Source organism: Rhizobium sophoriradicis (assembly GCF_025200795.1).
In the GTDB taxonomy this organism is placed as follows: Bacteria; Pseudomonadota; Alphaproteobacteria; order Rhizobiales; family Rhizobiaceae; genus Rhizobium; species Rhizobium sophoriradicis.
Map to the genome: position 1 here is coordinate 135,690 of NZ_CP104153.1, position 17,177 is coordinate 152,866.

A 17,177-nucleotide genomic window follows, 5' to 3' on the forward strand; every position below is an offset into this window, starting at 1 on the left:
CCCTCTTGCCTCATTGCGCCTCTGTTAGGCCACAATATCATATCGCAATTCGCGTCTAGGTGTCGCGTTAATAAATGCGCGGGTCGCATCATAGCTCGCCACACCAGCCTGACTTCCCAGGCCCGTGGCGTTCAATGCGGAGGACGCCTGACCAAGTTCGACCGCGTCACGAGGCGACAGTCCCTTTACCAATCCACTCGCAAAACCGCCATTGAAGCAGTCACCGCAGCCGCATGTGCACTTTACATCGACCTGGAACGCCGGCGAGTGGAATTCTAAGCCCGTCTCGTCGTGATAGTAGGCGCCCTCGGCTCCCAGAGTCAGAATGACACACTTCGCGCCTCTGCTGAGAAGGAAAGTCGCCAGGTCCTTGTTGTGGGTCAATCCGGAAAGTGCCTGCGCCTCCTCTTCAGAAGGCAGGAAATAATCCGTATAAGGTAAGAGAGCTTCGATTTTGGGAAGGTCGGCCGGCGTTGAAGCGAAGACGTCAAGCGTGGTGATCACACCTCGACGGCGCGCTTCCGCCATGAGTTCCGCGGTACGACCGGAATCATCCATCCGATTCATCAGACCGACCCCACCGATATGCAGGATCTTGGTGTCTAGAACTCGGTCAATTTCCGAATCCGATACGAAAAACGCATCGGTCGCACCGCGCTTGTGCAGTGCCGGTCGCTGACCGTTCGGCCGTGTCGTGACGATTGAGGAGGATGTCGTGTAGCCCTCGTAGCGCCGCATCATCGTGGTGTCTACGCCGAAAGACTGGAGCTTCATGCGGACCCAGTCGCCCATATCGTCATAGCCCACTCCGCCGACCGCCTGCACCTCAAGGCCGTACTTGGCAGCCACGATCGCCGCCGAACCGGCCGCGCCGGATACGGCCAAAGTGAAGTCTTCGACGAAAAGGGTTTGCCCTCCGGCCGGGATTTCCGCGACCGGTCGGCAAAGGGCATCGAAGGTGTAAAAGCCGACGCAGCTGAAATCAAAGGTCGCCGACATCACTGGACTCCGATCCTGTTGCCATTACTGTCGAAAAAGTAAAGCCGGCTGGGATCAAACCCGATCGATATTGTGGAATCGATTTTTGCACGGAATTCGCGGCCAGCCTTGATCTCAAAGATCTTCTCTGGAGTGCGGACGGACAGGTAGGTGATATCACCGGTCGGCTCGACGCCAAAAACGGTGCCGTTGAGGTTTTCGCCGCCGATCATGCAATCCTCCGGCCGGAAGCCGAGGGTAACCTGACCGGAAAGCTTTGCAGGGCAGGCCACGTTCACGCCGCCAGCAGAGAAAACCCCATTGTCTGCAGAGCCCGACACCAAGTTCATCGGCGGCGAGCCGATGAACCCCGCGACAAAGGTATTCGCCGGATTCGAATAGATCTCATCGGGGGTGCCGATCTGCTGAATTATGCCTTTGTTCATGATGACGATGCGATCGGCGAGCGTCATCGCTTCGATCTGGTCGTGGGTCACGTAAACCGTGGTCACCTTCAGGTCGCGCTGCATGTGCTTGATCTGGACACGCATGCTGGCACGCAGCTTCGCATCGAGGTTCGAAAGCGGCTCGTCCATGAGAAAGACTTGCGGCTGGCGGACGATAGCGCGCGCCAGCGCAGCGCGCTGTCTCTGGCCGCCCGAAAGCGCGCCGGGCTTGCGCTCCAGAAACGGCCCAAGTTCAACCATATCCGCGGCACGACGAACGAGGCTGTCATGCTTGTCCTTGGGGATGCGCCTCATCCTGAGGGGAAACCGAATGTTCTCGTAGATCGACATATTCGGGTACAAGGCGTAGCCTTGGAAGACCATCGCAACGTCTCGATCTCGGGCATCGATCTCGTTCACAACATTGCCGCCGATACGTATCTCTCCGCCCGTCGGGTGCTCCAGACCAGCAATCATGCGCATGGTCGTGGTCTTCCCGCAGCCCGACGGCCCCAAAAGGACCAGAAACTCCTCATCGGCGATATCGAGAGTGACATCCTGGACCCCAAAGAAGGAGCCGAAGCTCTTCACGATGTTCTTAAGTTCAATAGAAGCCATGGAATTATCCTTTCACAGCGCCCATGGTCAGGCCGCGCGAGAGATGCTTCTGGATCAGGATGACGAGGATCAAGATCGGAGCGAATGCGAGGAACGAGACGAGTGCGATTGCGTTGTAGATCACCCCGTCGGAGCCGCCTGTGAAGTTGGCGAGCGCAACGGACATCGTGTAAGCCTTGGAGGTCGATGCGATGAGAAGGGTGAACAAGAATTCGTTGATTGCGAAGATCGCTGCTATTACCGCCGCAGTGATGATACCGGGCAGGCAAGCCGGGATCATGATTTCCCAAAGGATGGTCAAGTCTCCGGCGCCGTCTGTTCGTGCCGCATCTTCCAGTTCCTTCGGGATATCCAGCATGTAGCTGCGAATGATCCAAGTGACGAGACTGAGATTGATGGCTGCGTAAATGAGCATCAAAGCCCAGACGGAATCCAGCAAACCCATATTCTTGAATAGAAAGAAGATCGGCACCGCAACGATGGCTGGCGCCATCATACGCGTCGACAGGATGTAAAAACCGATGTCCTCTCGGCCGCGGAACTCATAACGAGCCAACGCGAAGGCTGCGGGAATTGCCAGCAGCAGATCAATGACGACCGAGCCCGCCACTGCCACGACCGAGTTTCGCAGATATGACGCTATGGGCCAGTCGCTGACGAGCAGGCGCCAGGCGTCTAGACTCCACGTCGGCCAGTAGATCGGCCGTGGCACGATGATCTCAGTTCTCGGTCTGAACCCTATTGTGAGGAACCAGATGATCGGGACAAGACAAACAAGCGCCCAGGCGACAAGGATGATGTAGCGAAGAAGGAGGCTTTCACCACCGTTTTTTCGAATGCTGGCCATATCATGATTTCCCGGATTTGAATGCGCGCTTTACGACAGTCTGGGCGATGACGATCGTGAAGATCAGCATCAGCACCGATGCCGCCGACGCGTATCCGAAATTGAACATCCTGAAGCCCTGACGGTAGATGAAGTAGCTCATCGTCTCCGTTGCACCGCCCGGTGTGCCCTGGGTCATGATGTAGACGTTTGTGAACATCGTCGTGATATCGATTCCTCGCAGCGTTACAGCGACCACGATGATGGGCCTCATCATCGGCAGTGAGATGTTCCAGAAAATGCTGCTCCAGCTTGCCCCGTCCAATCGAGCCGCTTCCTCGATTTCCTCATCCTGCCCTTGAAGAGCTCCGACGAAGATGATGAAAAGAAACGGTGTCCACTGCCACACGTCCGCTACGATCAGCGTAAGTCTGGCTAGCCAGATCGACGCAAGCCAGTCGACATTGTTGGAGACTATTCCGATCGACATCAGAATATCGGAAATCACCCGGCCGTCATTGAAAGCAAGCTTCCAGATGAACGCTACCGCCGACGGCATGAACAGCATCGGCATCAGGAAAATGATGCGCCACCCGCGGACAAACGGATCCCGGTAACAGAAGAAGGCCACAGCCATCGCGATCACCGACTGCAGGACAAGGGATATGCCGCCGATGACAGCGGTATTTCCCAATGCAGCCCAGAATTCACGATCTTGGATGATCCGTGTGTAGTTGCCGAGCCCGACCCAAGACCAAGTGACGAACTTGACGACAAAGAGGCTTTGATAGATCGCGAACAGACCTGGATACAGGGTGATCGCGAGTAGGTAGGCTACAGCAGGTCCAACCAAGAGATACGGGAAGACCTTCCTCGCCGTAGCCGAACGGGGACGAGGTCTTGCGGGTAACTTTACGTTGGAGGCGGCGAACGCCGCCTCCGTTTCAAGTCTTTGAGTTGAATGTGTCATGATCTTAGAAAGGCAGTGCCTTGCCCTTGCCTACATAGAGGCCTGGCTCTGCGTCCGAGTAAGCAATCGGGGCGCTTCCACCGGAGAAGCCATTCTTCTCCAGAATACTCTTCCAGGCTTTTTGCCCGTTCTCGAGGGCTTCTTTCGCTGAAATCTGACCGGTGACCGCCCGGTTGATTTCATTCCCGAGCGCCTGCTCCATCTCGAACATCCCGGGAATGCGCGGCGCGCACCACGCATGTTCCAGACTGTCCGCCCACACCTTCATGGGCTGGCTGACAGCACGGAGACGTTCGTTGGCAAGAACGGACCGGTAGCCCGGAGCAACACCATTCGCATTCGCTTCGTTCATCGCCATGATAGACGAAGTCGTGAGGAATGCGAGCATAAGGAACGCGCCCTCGGGGTTTTGCGATGTGGCTGCAACGCAGGAGGTCGACCCGGCAATATTCGGCGGAGCGAAGACGCCGCCTGAAATGCGAGGCTCGTAGATGGTAACAAAATCATCGACGATCTTCGACTGATCAGGCCGCATGGCCTGTGTGCCGCTGTCCTGCCAGCTGATATTCGCTGCAACCTGTCCGCCAAGCCAGGCGGCACGGTTTTCACCCCAGCCGGCGCCGGATACGCCTTCGATGGCGTTTTTCTGCAGAGCCATGATGATATCCATGGCCTTCATCCCGGCATCACTTGTGAGCTGCGGATTCCATTGACTGTCGAACAAGGTAAGGCCAGCTTGCGCCGCGATATGCTCCCAGGTGTAGGTGGCCCAGAAACCACGGGCCGCCATCAAGCCAACACCCGCTACGCCGCCGCCGAGCTTGTTTGCTTCGGCCGTGACGCGAATGAGCTCGTCGTAGCTTGGCACGGATTGGGCTCGATCAATGGGGCCGCCGAGAATCTTCTCCATGATCGACTTGCGCAGATGCACCATCTGAACGTCGCAGTCGAACGGGATGCCGACCAGCTTGCCGCCGACGTAGCCGTAGTTCAGACGATAGGTATCATAGAAGTCGTCCAGCGGCAGTTTCCACTTGTCCGCATATTCGCTGAGGTCGGCGAGGAAGCCTGGGCCGGCGAAATCACCGAGCCACGGCGAGAAGAACTGCAGGGCGTCGAAGGATGCGTTGCCGGAAATGAATTCGGAAACCGCCTTGTCATAGAAGCTGTCATCGGGGATCGGAACCAGCTCGACCTTGATGCCTGACAATTGTTCAAAGGGCTTCAGCCCCTCAGCTGCCGACTCTTGGTCAGCAGCGCCTACGGCAAACCTGACGGTTTTCCCGCTCTGTTCAGAGCGAATTTTTTCCCAATCCACCGTACGGATCCAGTCCTTCGCTGGGTCCCACAGTGGATCGTCCGACATCTTGTAAAGCTTGCGGTAGTCCTCGCGGACATAATCCTTGACCGAAATCTTGTCCAAAACCGATTGGATATCCGGCAGACCCGATTGCGCGAACGCGGGCAGCCTGAGGGCCGAGGCCGCGCCGGCAGCAAGCCCGAAAGCTGCGGAATGCCTCAGGAATCCGCGGCGCGATACGCCCGAACTTAAGACTGTCATGTTGTACTCCTCCCAATCTGAATAAATCAGTTGAATGCCAATGGAGGCAAGACTGTTTCGGTGCGGCCTCCACTCCGCTTCCATCCCTAGCATCATCCTCTAAAGGCGAGAACATTTGCTAACAGAGAATACAATGTGTTCATAACGCTCGGCTGTCAACCGGTTTTTCCACCGAGATTGCAGGGTCAAGATTGAACATCACGATTTATTTGGATAACTTTGTGCACTGCGGCGGCGCGGAGTGCGCCTATTTCTTGCCGATCTATGCACTGCGAGATAAATCCTGTAACGAAACTCAGGAAGTTGGGACGGGCGCCGAGATCACGGGAAAAGCGCTGATTTCGTGCCAATGTCACCTGCCGACCTTAATGCACCCGAAAGGAAGCTAGATGCAGATCACGCCTCCAGTTGCCATGGTTCAGAGCGATTCTGAGAGGCTGCGAGCGCGAGTCGCATGGCTCTACCACATCGAGAATTACACGCAGCAGGACATCGCCGCCCAATTGGGCATCAATCGGGTAATGGTCGTCCGACTCTTGGCGGAAGCGCGTCGGCGCAACGAGGTGCGCGTGACCATCTCCTCGCCGCTTTCCGATATGATCGCCCTTGAAAGAGAGCTGGAGACGACGTTTGGGATCAAACAGGTCATTGTTGCGCCCTTCGCCGATACTGAAGGCGACCCAACGAAGGTCATTGCAGCAGCAGCCGGAACGCTGATTACCGGTTTGATGCATTCCGGTATGATTGTTGGCGTGGGTTGGGGGCGCACCCTTTATAATACCTTGCCATTTATTGCCGGGGCCGCCCTCGACGACTTTCGCGTCGTCTCACTGCTCGGAGGCATTTCGGCCGCGCGTCGCTTCAATCCTGCCGAGTTTGCCTGGCAGTTCGCAGAGCTTTTCAAAGGCGAGGGTTTTCTGGTGACCGCACCGGCAGTGGTGGATAGCCCCGAGACGAAGCATGCGCTGCTGGAAAGATGTGGACTTGCCGCGATTTTCGAAATGGCGGATAAGCTCGACGTCGCACTTCTCTCGGTCGGCGGGATCTCTGCACTGACGACGAGCTATCGCACCGGGTATTTGAGCGAGGCTGACCGTCGCTCTTTGATTGACGCCGGAGCCGTCGGAGACGTGCTTTATAATTTCATCGACAAGGACGGCAACGTTATCGACCACGAGGTCAATGCTCGGGTGATATCAGTGAACCTCGAGCGGTTACGGCGCACACCGGAACGCATCCTAATCTCGGGTGGACCCGAAAAGCTGGCAGCGCTTCGTGCCTGCCTTGTTACAATAAAGCCAACAACCTTGGTGACCGACGAGCAGACTGCGGGCGCCCTGCTGGCGTCAGTGTAAATCGATCGCCCGGAGCGCCAACGGACCGGAAGTGGCTCTCTCCCATTTTTGCGATAGTGTGCGCAGTGTAGCCTGCGCACTATCCCGCGCGGCAAATCGCGCAATCCATACCAGCAACAAAATCAATCACGGCCGCGGCACGCTCTTCGGGTGCTGGCTTTCGCTTGCCCGCGAGGGTAATCACTGCGTTCCATTGAGTTACAAAAGTTCTCGTTTTCCGCACAGGATGAGCGCCAGCGGCATTTTGGATGCCAAGTTGAGAACATATTGATTGACTGAATAACAAATGTACATTACCAATCTGGCTCGGATGAATTCGGGAGGAATGGAATGCCCATTAACGTTGCGCCAACCGGGCTTGCACGCGATCTCATGCGTCGAGAGACCGAGGGAAAGCCTATTCGCATTGGACTGATTGGAAGCGGGGAGATGGGCACCGATATCGTGACCCGTGTCGCCCATATGCAGGGTATCGAGATCGGGGCAATCTGCGATCTCAACGTCACTCGTGCCCGCGAAGCCGTTGATATTGCTTACCGGGAAGACGGTCATCATCGCGAAGCCGCCAGTACTGACCAACTCAACAATGCGATCGAGTCGGGCAAGATCGCCATCACAGCCGACTCCGCCAATATTCTGAACAGCGGCTTGATCGACGTCGTCGTCGATGCCACCGGCGTGCCTGCCGTCGGTGCGGAAATCGGCCTTGCAGCCATGGAGCACGGCAAGCACCTCGTGATGATGAACGTCGAAGCCGACGTTACCATCGGCGCCTATCTCAAAAGTGAGGCTGAGCGGCTTGGCGTTACCTATTCGCTCGGAGCGGGAGACGAGCCATCGTCTTGCATCGAATTGATCGAGTTTGTTTCGGCGATGGGTCATCCGATCGTAGCGGCAGGCAAGGGCAAGAACAACCCATTGAACATTGATGCGGTGCCGGACCAATACGCTGAAGAAGCGGCGCGCCGGAACATGAACGTTCGCATGCTTGTCGAATTCGTCGACGGCTCGAAAACGATGGTGGAAATGGCCGCCATCGCAAACGCAACAGGTCTGGTGCCGGATAAACCCGGCATGCACGGCCCGGCGGCCACGCTTGACGAACTATCAAAGGTTCTCGTGCCCGAAAAAGACGGCGGAGTACTGACGAAGGCAGGTGTTGTCGACTATTCGATCGGAAAGGGTGTCGCCCCTGGTGTCTTCGTCGTTGCCGACATGTCGCATCCGCGGATCTCGGAGCGCATGGAAGATCTGAAGATGGGGAAGGGGCCGTATTTCACCTTTCATCGGCCGTATCATCTGACCTCATTGGAAGTGCCGCTCACCTGTGCCCGTGTCGTTCTATACGGAAAGCCGGACATGGTCCCTCTGTCTACGCCTGTGGCTGAGGTATGTGCCGTGGCCAAGAAGGATCTCCAGCCTGGCGACAAGCTCGATGCAATCGGCGAGTACTGCTACCGCGCCTGGATCATGACCGCGCCGGAAGCGCGCAGCGCCTCTGCCATTCCATGCGGAATGCTGCAGGGAGGCAAGGTGACCGCGCCGATCAAGAAGGGTGAACTGATTACCTACAGCAACGCATCGGTCGCGGAAGGCTCTCGTCTAGCCGTCTTGCGTGCCCGGCAAGACGCTCTCGTTTACGGCAGGGAGGCGTAAATGGCGAACTCAGCAAGAGCGATGAAGAGTGCCGAGACCAGCAATCTGCCCTTCATCTACCGACAATATACACGTGACCAGCTGCTGGATGCTCTTCGGAAGATGCACCTCATCCGCCGGTTCGAAGAAGGCGCTGAGGAAAGTTACACACGTGGTCTCATCCATGGGACGATGCATCTGTCGATTGGTCAGGAAGCCAGCGCTATGGGCGTTTGCCTCCCGCTGACGCAAGAGGATCAGATCACCTCGACCCATCGAGGCCACGGTCACTGCATCGCCAAGGGCGCGGATGTCAAACGCATGTTCGCTGAGTTCTTTGGCAAGACGACCGGCTATTGTGCCGGCCGCGGCGGTTCCATGCATATTGCGGACGTTACGACCGGCAACCTCGGCGCGAATGGTATCGTCGGGGGCGGCCTGCCAATCGCCGTTGGTGCCGCGCTGACATCGAAGCGCCTGAAGACCGGAAAAGTGGTCGTCTGCTTCTTTGGTGACGGCGCAAACAACGAAGGAGCGTTCCACGAGGCGCTGAACATGGCTGCCGTTTGGAAATTGCCCGTTATCTTCGTCTGCGAAAACAATGGCTACGGCATGTCGACATCGACCGCGCGATCGACGGCGGTTGCCAATATCGCAGACCGCGCCAGCGCTTACAGCATGCCCGGCGTCATCGTCGACGGCAACGTGCTCTCCGAAGTGGCAGAAGCCACTCACAACGCCGTCGAGCGTGCGAAGCGCGGGGAGGGACCATCCCTCATCGAGTGCAAAACCTATCGTTACCGAGGTCATTCGAAAAGCGACCGAAATCGCTACCGCACGAAAGACGAGATCGAGGACTGGATGAGCAACCGCGATCCAATTGCTCGGTTCGAAGCAGAGCTCCGGGAGTTCGGTGTCGCGAACGACACTGAAATCGCGGCAATCCGCAAGTCCGTCGAGGACGAAATCGCCGCCGGGATTGAATTCGCAAAACAAAGCCCGATGCCCGAGATTTCCGGTTTGGCCGATAACGTCTACACGGAGCAAGCATAATGGATACCACGGTTCGAGAGCTCAGCTACTCCCAAGCAATCCAGGAAGCCATGGCGATCGCGATGGAAGCGGACGAACGCGTCATCCTGATGGGTGAAGACATCGGTGTCTACGGCGGCGCTTTTCAGGTCACCGGCGATCTCATCGACAGGTTCGGACCGGATCGCGTGATGGACACACCGATTTCCGAACTTGGCGGCGCAGGCGTCGCGGTCGGTGCCGCAATGACCGGATTGAGACCGATATTCGAATTTCAGTTCTCAGACTTCGCCGCTTTGGCGATGGAGCAGATCGTCAATCAGGCCGCCAAAATGCGCTACATGCTCGGCGGCGAAGTCTCCGTGCCGGTTGTCATGCGCTTTCCAGCCGGCTCCGGGACCGGGGCGGCCGCTCAGCATAGCCAGAGCCTGGAGGCATGGCTGGGACATGTCCCGGGTTTGAAGGTTATTCAGCCGGCAACTCCACATGATGTTAAGGGCATGCTGCTCGCCGCGGTCGCCGATCCCGACCCGGTGATGATCTTTGAACACAAGCTCCTCTACAAGATGAAGGGACCGGTTCCGGAAGGCCACTACACGGTTCCTCTCGATAAGGCAGAGATCCGCCGACAGGGTAAAGATCTTAGCATCGTCGCAACGTCGATCATGGTTCATAAGGCGCTCGATGCGGCCGAACAGCTGGCTGCGGAGGGGATCGACGTCGAAGTGGTCGATCTCCGTTCGGTGCGTCCGATCGATAGAGCAACCGTGATCGCAAGTGTGAAAAAGACGACAAGGCTGCTCTGCGTATATGAGGGCGTCAAAACGCTGGGAGTCGGTGCAGAAATAAGTGCGATGATCGCTGAAAGCGACGCATTCGATTATCTCGATGCACCGATTGTCCGCCTTGGCGGCTCCGAAACGCCAATTCCGTACAATCCGGAGCTTGAGAAGGCTGCCGTTCCGCAAGTCCCCGACATTTTCAATGCAGCGCGGGATCTTGTGAGGGGAGTGCGATAGCATGGCGACGGAAATCATCCTCCCCAAGGTCGACATGGATATGGCGACCGGCAAGATCTCGAAGTGGTTCTTCAAGGAAGGTGACCGCGTCGGGAAGGGCGACGTGCTGTTCGAAATCGAAACCGATAAAGCGGCAATGGAAATAGACTCCCCCGCTGCGGGCATTCTTCGCAACGTCAACGGCGAAGAAGGCGTCGATATCGCCGTCGGCTCGGCAGTAGCTTGGATCTACGAAGAAGGCGAGGAATATCAGGCCGCGCTTACGCCGTCTGCGTCGGCCCTTCCCGCAGAGACGGGGGCTTCGAATGCGACCGGTCTCGGCTCAGTCAGCGCACCAAATCATAATACATCGACGGGTGCCGGAAGCTCGCTTCGGGCTACGCCCTTGGCAAGGCGCTTGGCGCGGGAAAACGACATCGATCTGGGATCGGTGGCCGGGACCGGTCCGCACGGAAGGATCCTGAGCGCTGATGTTTCGAAGGCTCGGGTGGCCGAAGCGCCGCCTGCCCCGCCCTCGCCCACTAGTACGCAGAATATTGGGCAGAAAGCTTCATCCGATGGGTCCTTGGCGCTGTTTGCCGAAGGCACATTCGATTTGCAGCCTCATACGCCCATGAGGAGAACGATCGCCCGGCGACTGCTCGAAGCGAAGACCACCATTCCTCATTTCTACCTGTCGGTCGATTGCCGCCTTGATGGTCTGCTCAAGCTGCGAGCCGAGCTCAACGCGTCGGCGCCGATGGCAGATGGCGCGCCGCAATTCAAGTTGTCGGTCAATGACATGGTCATCAAGGCCTACGCGCTGGCCCTTGGATCAACACCCGACGCGAACGTGTCCTGGACGGAAGAGAGCCTCTTGCGTCATCATTTCGTCGATGTAGGGGTTGCCGTTTCCGTGGCGGGTGGTCTGATCACGCCAATCATCCGGCATGCGGAATCGAAGACGCTATCCACGATCTCGAATGAGATGAAGGATTTGGCTACACGCGCCCGATCGGGAAAATTGAAGCCGGCCGAGTACCAGGGCGGCACCGGAGCAATATCGAACCTCGGTATGTTCGGGGTGAGGGAATTCGCCGCGATCATCAATCCTCCCCATTCAACAATCCTGGCCGTTGGTTCTGGGGAGAGAAGGCCTGTCGTCAACGCTCAAGGCGATTTGTCGAGCGCGACAGTCATGACTGTAACGTTGTCGACCGATCATCGTGCGGTAGACGGTGCACTCGGCGCACAGCTCCTCGGAAAGTTCCAGGCGTTCATCGAAAATCCGATGAGCATGCTGATCTAGCTTCCTCCCAGCCTCGGGGGATCTTGTCACGAGGCGAAGGCCTCGTGACGGATCCCCCACCTTTTCAAGGAAAACAGATGTCCTACGACGTCATCATCATCGGCTCCGGTCCCGGAGGCTATGTCGCCGCCATCCGCGCGGCCCAGCTCGGTCTGAAGACCGCAATCGTCGAGCGTGAGCATATGGGCGGCATCTGCCTGAACTGGGGCTGCATACCCACAAAGGCGCTGCTGCGTTCGGCCGAGGTGCTGGATCACGCCAACCACTTCAAGGATTTCGGTCTCATTCTCGAAGGCTCGGTCAAGCCGGACGCCAAGGCCGTCGTCGGCCGCTCGCGCGCCGTTTCCGCCCGCCTCAATGCCGGTGTCGGATTCCTGATGAAGAAGAACAAGATCGACATCATCTGGGGTGAGGCAAAGCTGACGAAGCCCGGCGAGATCGTCGTCGGCAAGTCGTCAAAGCCCGTGGTCGAGCCGCAGCACCCGCTGCCGAAGAACGTCAAGGGCGAGGGCACCTATACCGCCAAGCACATCATCATCGCCACCGGCGCCCGCCCGCGGGCACTGCCCGGCATCGAGCCGGACGGCAAGCTGATCTGGACCTATTTCGAGGCGCTGAAGCCGGATGCACTGCCGAAGTCGCTGATCGTCATGGGCTCGGGCGCGATCGGCATCGAATTCGCCAGCTTCTACCGCTCGATGGGCGTCGATGTGACGGTTGTTGAAGTCATGCCGACGATCATGCCGGTCGAGGATGCCGAAATCACCGCCATCGCCCGCAAGCAGCTGGAAAAGCGCGGCCTGAAGATCTTCGCCAGCGCCAAGGTCACCAAGGTCGAGAAGGGGGCGGGCAGCATCACTGCCCATGTCGAGACTTCAGATGGTAAGGTGCAGCAGATCACCGCCGACCGGATGATCTCGGCTGTCGGCGTTCAGGGCAACATCGAAAACCTCGGCCTGGAAACGCTCGGCATCAAGACCGATCGCGGCTGCGTCGTCGCCGACGGTTACGGCAAGACCAATATCGCCGGCATCTATGCCATCGGCGACGTCGCCGGCCCGCCGATGCTGGCGCACAAGGCCGAACATGAGGGCGTCGTCTGCGTCGAAAAGATCGCCGGCCTGCCGAACGTTCATCCCACAGACAAGGGCAAGGTCCCCGGCTGCACCTATTGCAATCCGCAGGTCGCCTCTGTCGGCCTCACCGAAGCCAAGGCCAAGGAGCTCGGCCGCGACATCCGCGTCGGCCGCTTCTCCTTTGCCGCCAACGGCAAGGCGATCGCGCTCGGCGAAGACCAGGGCATGGTGAAGGTGATCTTCGACAAGAAGACCGGCGAACTGCTCGGCGCCCACATGGTCGGCGCCGAAGTCACCGAACTCATCCAGGGCTTCGTCGTCGCGATGAACCTCGAGACGACAGAGGAAGAGCTGATGCACACGATCTTCCCGCATCCGACCGTCTCCGAAACGATGAAGGAAGCGGTGCTGGATGCCTATGGCCGCGTGCTGAACGCTTGAGGCGCGACCATAAAACGCCGCATGATGATGCGTCAGACACGCAGCCGGCGCTTTTCAGCTAGAGGAGGAATTTCAGATGGCACGCATTACGCTCAGGCAGTTGCTGGATCATGCAGCGGAGGAGGGCTACGGCGTTCCCGCCTTCAACATCAACAATATGGAACAGGCGCTGGCCATCATGGAAGCCGCAGATGCGACCCGCGCGCCCGTCATCATACAGGCATCACGCGGCGCGCGCGCTTACGCCAACGACATCATGCTGAAGCATATGATGGACGCCGTCGTCGAAATTTACCCGCACATTCCCGTTTGCGTGCATCTGGACCACGGCAACGATCCGGCCAGCTGTATGACGGCCATACAGGCTGGCTTCACCTCGGTCATGATGGACGGCTCGCTGAAAGCGGACGCGAAGACACCTGCCGACTGGGATTATAATGTCGGCGTGACCAAGAGAGTGACCGAAATGGCCCATCTCGGCGGCATCTCGGTCGAAGGTGAGCTCGGTGTGCTCGGTTCGCTCGAAACCGGCATGGGAGAGGCCGAGGATGGGCACGGCGCGGAAGGCAAACTGTCGCATGACCAGCTGCTGACCAACCCGGACGAGGCGGTGAGATTCGTGCGTGAAACTGGCGTCGATGCACTGGCGATCGCAATGGGAACCTCGCACGGCGCCTACAAGTTCACACGTAAGCCCGACGGATCGGTGCTGGCGATGAATGTCATCGAGGAAATCCACCGCAAGCTGCCGAACACGCATCTCGTCATGCACGGGTCGTCGTCGGTGCCCGTCGAGTTGCAGGAGATCATCAACAAATACGGCGGCCGGATGAAGCCCACCTGGGGCGTGCCGGTCGAAGAGATCCAGCGCGGTATCAAGAACGGCGTGCGCAAGATCAACATCGACACAGACGGCCGTATGGCGATGACAGGGCAGATCCGCCGGGTCTTGCAGGAAGATCCGAGCGAATTCGATCCGCGCAAATATTTGAAGCCGGCAATGGCCGCGCTCACAAAGCTTTGCAAGGAGCGCTTCGAACAGTTCGGCACTGGCGGCATGGCGGAGCGGATTATGCCCCTTCCTGCTTCTGTGATGGCAAAGCGCTATGCGTCCGGCGAGCTCGATCCGTGTTTCTCGTGATAATCAGCACATCGAGCACCGAAACCGTCGGAACTTATGTTCCGACCAGGTACCAACTGTCTACCGGAGATCCCACGGCTCACATTCTGCGCTCGATGAGATGAACATTTTGACGCCGTCAGCGCCGTTTGTAATACCGAAACGTAAACTTAATCAGTCCGTGTCATCCTGTCTCAATTCGGAGCAGCGAGTGCTTTTGGGAGGGGCAAAATGGACAGGATTCTTGCGCGGTTCAGGATTCAGACCAAGGTTATTGTACTGGTTCTGCCGCTATTGCTGACGATCGTCGCTGTCGGCGCCACAGGACTCTACGCAACAGGTGTCCTAGAAGCGCGCCTCAGCACATCGAATGGCGTGGTCCGGCTACTTTCAGGATTCAAGGCGGTTTATGCCGGCATTACGACGTTCCTTCGCGAGCCCGATGAGGCGACATTCAAGCAAGCCTCCGACATAACTGCAACACAGATCAGCGCACTCGACCGCATGATCGAAGTGATTCCGGACGCCCAGGCTGCTGCTGAATTACGCAAAGCGCAGCACGCAACCGGCACGATCCTGAGCCACATTAACGAGATATGGAAACTTCGACAGGACCGTTCGCAGCTGACGAACAACATTGCCGCGCAGCTCGACGCGCTGAACTCCGTGCAAATGGAACTTGGCAAGCACGCATTCAAGATCGTCGCCCAGGCTGCTCAGCTTGATAACAAGCGGAAATCGAGGCTTTCCGAGACGTTGGCACTTCAATCCATACTCAGCGGCTGCGAAAATCTCGGAGCTCAACTACGGTCGGTTGATGGCCAGTCCCTGCGACGCGAAGGAACAGCGATGCGAGCATCGTTGGAAGGCCTCGCACACAAACTTTCGAAATCTGACCGTCTCCTCACTTCATTGGGTGTGCGAGACGGGTCCCGCATCGCAAACAGGATTTTGGCATTTCTGAACCAAAGTGGAAGCCAGGAACCGGAGGGCCAGCCCGCGGAATTGGCCAACGACCTCGCTGGTTTGTCGGAAAGGTTGCGGGTGCAGAGCGCGGCGGCCGTTGAGCAAGCCGCTGCCGATCTGAATGGTTCGAGCGGTGGCTCTGTCGACGCCGACAAGGTGACGAAAAAGCTTCGATCGATTGTGAGCAACGGCAGCGACGTAAAAATCGCCTTCGCCAGCCTTTTGGGTGAACCGACGGCGGATAACGTCAAGGCAGTCGAGCGAACCCTTTTTGTCTATGCGGGCGAGATACGCTTGCTGAGGGAATTGGCGCCGATCGATTCTTACTTCGGCGACGTCCCGGCAACGGTAGAGGAAATCGCCGACAAATTGCGCGAAAGCGCAACCGGACTGGAGGCCAATCGGGGGCATGCCGAGGAGCAATACCGCCGCGCAACTGACAAGATCAACGAGATCTGGGGACTGATGGACGCATTTGCGGACGCTCAGCGGAAGATGGCTTCGACCGAGCGGTCGTTGACGAACTCGGTGTCTCTGACATCGATGGCGATTGGATTTCTCGTCGCCATAGCATCGGGCGCTGCCTTGGTCGTCACGCTCAAGCGGCCAATCGGCTCAATCACCGAAATCATGCGACGTTTGGCAGGCGGTTCGTTGGACATTGCGATCGATGGCGACCGACGAAAGGATGAGATCGGCGAGATGGCGCGTGCACTTGCGGTCTTTAAGGAAAACGCCGTTCAGAAGATTGCCATCCAGGCGCGCACGGAAGAACTCCATCGACTGGCGGAATCGGAGCGGGAGATGAACGATCGTGAACGAGCTTCTACGCAGAAAAACATCGAACTGGCAGTAACGTCACTTGCGGACGGACTTAGAAATCTGGCGACTAGAGATCTGCGGAACACCATCGAGGTCCCATTTGCTGGGGATCTGGATATCCTCAGGCGAGACTTTAACAGCACCATCAGCGACCTAAGCTCGACCATGCTGGACGTCCGTGCAACGTCAGCCGAAATTCACACCAATGGCCGGCTCCTCGCGGATGCGTCGGAAGAGCTTTCTCGCAGAAATGAACAGCAGGCAGCCTCGATTGAACAGACCGCGGCGGCGATCGAAGCGATCACCATCACCGTAGCGGAGGCCTCTAAACGTGCAACGAGCGCGGCTGACATCGTACAGCGCGTCAAGCTCGAAGCCGATGGCTCACTTGTCATCGTCGAAAGCGCTATCGCTGCGATGTCTCGGATCAAGGAAGCATCGGATCGCATAACAAGTATCGTCACGGTGATCGACGGAATAGCATTCCAGACAAATCTTCTCGCGCTAAACGCTGGCGTTGAGGCCGCCCGAGCTGGAGAAGCAGGGAAAGGATTTGCTGTCGTCGCGCATGAAGTCAGAGAACTTGCCCAACGCGCCGCTTCGGCGGCGAAAGAAATCGGAGCCCTTATCCATCATTCGACGACCGAAGTCGACGCAGGTGTGGACTTTGTCGAACAAGCCGGCCATGCCCTCGATGATATTGCGCTAAAGATTGGCGAGGTTTCCCGGGATGTTGGGCAGCTAGCACTCTCGAGCCAAAGCCAAGCAAAGAGCCTCAATGAGGTAAACCAGGCCGTAGGCACCATGGAAAGAGTGACCCAGCTGAACGCCGCAATGGCCGAGGAGGCTGGTGCGGCCACTCGCCGGCTTGCCGAGCAAGTAGACGACCTCGTTCAACTGGTCGGATCATTTGCACTTAATGAACCGCCATTAGTCCACGCCGAGAGGGCAGCCTAGCCTTGGGGTCAGCTACCCATGGCGATTCAGCCCACCTCTCAGCGCAGCCAATAAGGATATTCCCGTT

Annotated in this window: 13 protein-coding genes; 8 read left to right on the plus strand and 5 right to left on the minus strand. The window is 57.9% G+C overall.

All coding sequences use genetic code 11. From position 1 onward, the window contains the following. Positions 1–24 precede the first annotated feature (24 nt). From N2597_RS22615 to N2597_RS22635, 5 genes are read right to left on the minus strand one after another with little or no spacing between them, the layout of a single operon-like run. Complete coding sequence (locus N2597_RS22615) at positions 25–999, minus strand: carbohydrate kinase family protein (protein WP_183596213.1); 975 nt, start codon at positions 997–999, stop codon at positions 25–27. Continuing rightward, positions 999–2,042, minus strand: coding sequence for an ABC transporter ATP-binding protein (locus tag N2597_RS22620; RefSeq protein ID WP_183596215.1), 1,044 nt, complete (start codon positions 2,040–2,042; stop codon positions 999–1,001). Before N2597_RS22620 ends, N2597_RS22615 begins: the two co-directional genes overlap by 1 nt. A 4-nt stretch (positions 2,043–2,046) precedes the next feature. Next, positions 2,047–2,889, minus strand: a complete 843-nt coding sequence (locus tag N2597_RS22625) for a carbohydrate ABC transporter permease (RefSeq protein ID WP_039621866.1) — start codon at positions 2,887–2,889, stop codon at positions 2,047–2,049. A 1-nt stretch (position 2,890) separates the two neighbouring features. Next, on the minus strand, positions 2,891–3,838 hold the full coding sequence (locus tag N2597_RS22630) for a carbohydrate ABC transporter permease (RefSeq protein ID WP_183596217.1): 948 nt from the start codon (positions 3,836–3,838) through the stop codon (positions 2,891–2,893). A 4-nt stretch (positions 3,839–3,842) separates the two neighbouring features. Continuing rightward, the gene (locus N2597_RS22635; protein ID WP_097608679.1) at positions 3,843–5,399 is read right to left on the minus strand and encodes an ABC transporter substrate-binding protein; all 1,557 of its coding nucleotides are present in this window, start codon (positions 5,397–5,399) and stop codon (positions 3,843–3,845) included. Between the two features lie 389 nt (positions 5,400–5,788). Here N2597_RS22635 and N2597_RS22640 point away from each other — a divergent pair, with 389 nt between their 5' ends. The 8 genes from N2597_RS22640 (at position 5,789) to N2597_RS22675 (ending at position 17,110) form a co-directional block, all read left to right on the plus strand. After that, complete coding sequence (locus tag N2597_RS22640) at positions 5,789–6,754, plus strand: sugar-binding transcriptional regulator (protein ID WP_020919814.1); 966 nt, start codon at positions 5,789–5,791, stop codon at positions 6,752–6,754. 330 nt (positions 6,755–7,084) lie between these two features. Further along, positions 7,085–8,410 (plus strand): NAD(P)H-dependent oxidoreductase, encoded by a 1,326-nt coding sequence (locus N2597_RS22645; RefSeq protein ID WP_097608680.1) that lies wholly within the window; start codon positions 7,085–7,087, stop codon positions 8,408–8,410. Then, the gene (locus N2597_RS22650; RefSeq protein WP_183596219.1) at positions 8,411–9,442 is read left to right on the plus strand and encodes a thiamine pyrophosphate-dependent dehydrogenase E1 component subunit alpha; all 1,032 of its coding nucleotides are present in this window, start codon (positions 8,411–8,413) and stop codon (positions 9,440–9,442) included. It begins immediately after the preceding gene. After that, positions 9,442–10,440, plus strand: a complete 999-nt coding sequence (locus N2597_RS22655) for an alpha-ketoacid dehydrogenase subunit beta (protein WP_183596221.1) — start codon at positions 9,442–9,444, stop codon at positions 10,438–10,440. The genes N2597_RS22650 and N2597_RS22655 overlap by 1 nt, the downstream gene beginning before the upstream one ends. A 1-nt stretch (position 10,441) precedes the next feature. Beyond that, positions 10,442–11,728 (plus strand): dihydrolipoamide acetyltransferase family protein, encoded by a 1,287-nt coding sequence (locus tag N2597_RS22660; protein WP_183596223.1) that lies wholly within the window; start codon positions 10,442–10,444, stop codon positions 11,726–11,728. Positions 11,729–11,805: 77 nt separating this feature from the next. After that, positions 11,806–13,245 carry a dihydrolipoyl dehydrogenase gene (lpdA, locus tag N2597_RS22665; protein WP_183596225.1) on the plus strand — a complete coding sequence of 480 codons (1,440 nt, stop codon included), beginning with the start codon at positions 11,806–11,808 and terminating at the stop codon, positions 13,243–13,245. A gap of 76 nt (positions 13,246–13,321) precedes the next feature. After that, entirely contained in the window at positions 13,322–14,386 is a 1,065-nt protein-coding gene (gene fba / locus N2597_RS22670) for a class II fructose-bisphosphate aldolase (RefSeq protein WP_183596227.1), read from the plus strand. Between the two features lie 210 nt (positions 14,387–14,596). After that, the gene (locus N2597_RS22675) at positions 14,597–17,110 is read left to right on the plus strand and encodes a methyl-accepting chemotaxis protein (protein ID WP_183596229.1); all 2,514 of its coding nucleotides are present in this window, start codon (positions 14,597–14,599) and stop codon (positions 17,108–17,110) included. Positions 17,111–17,177 lie beyond the last annotated feature (67 nt).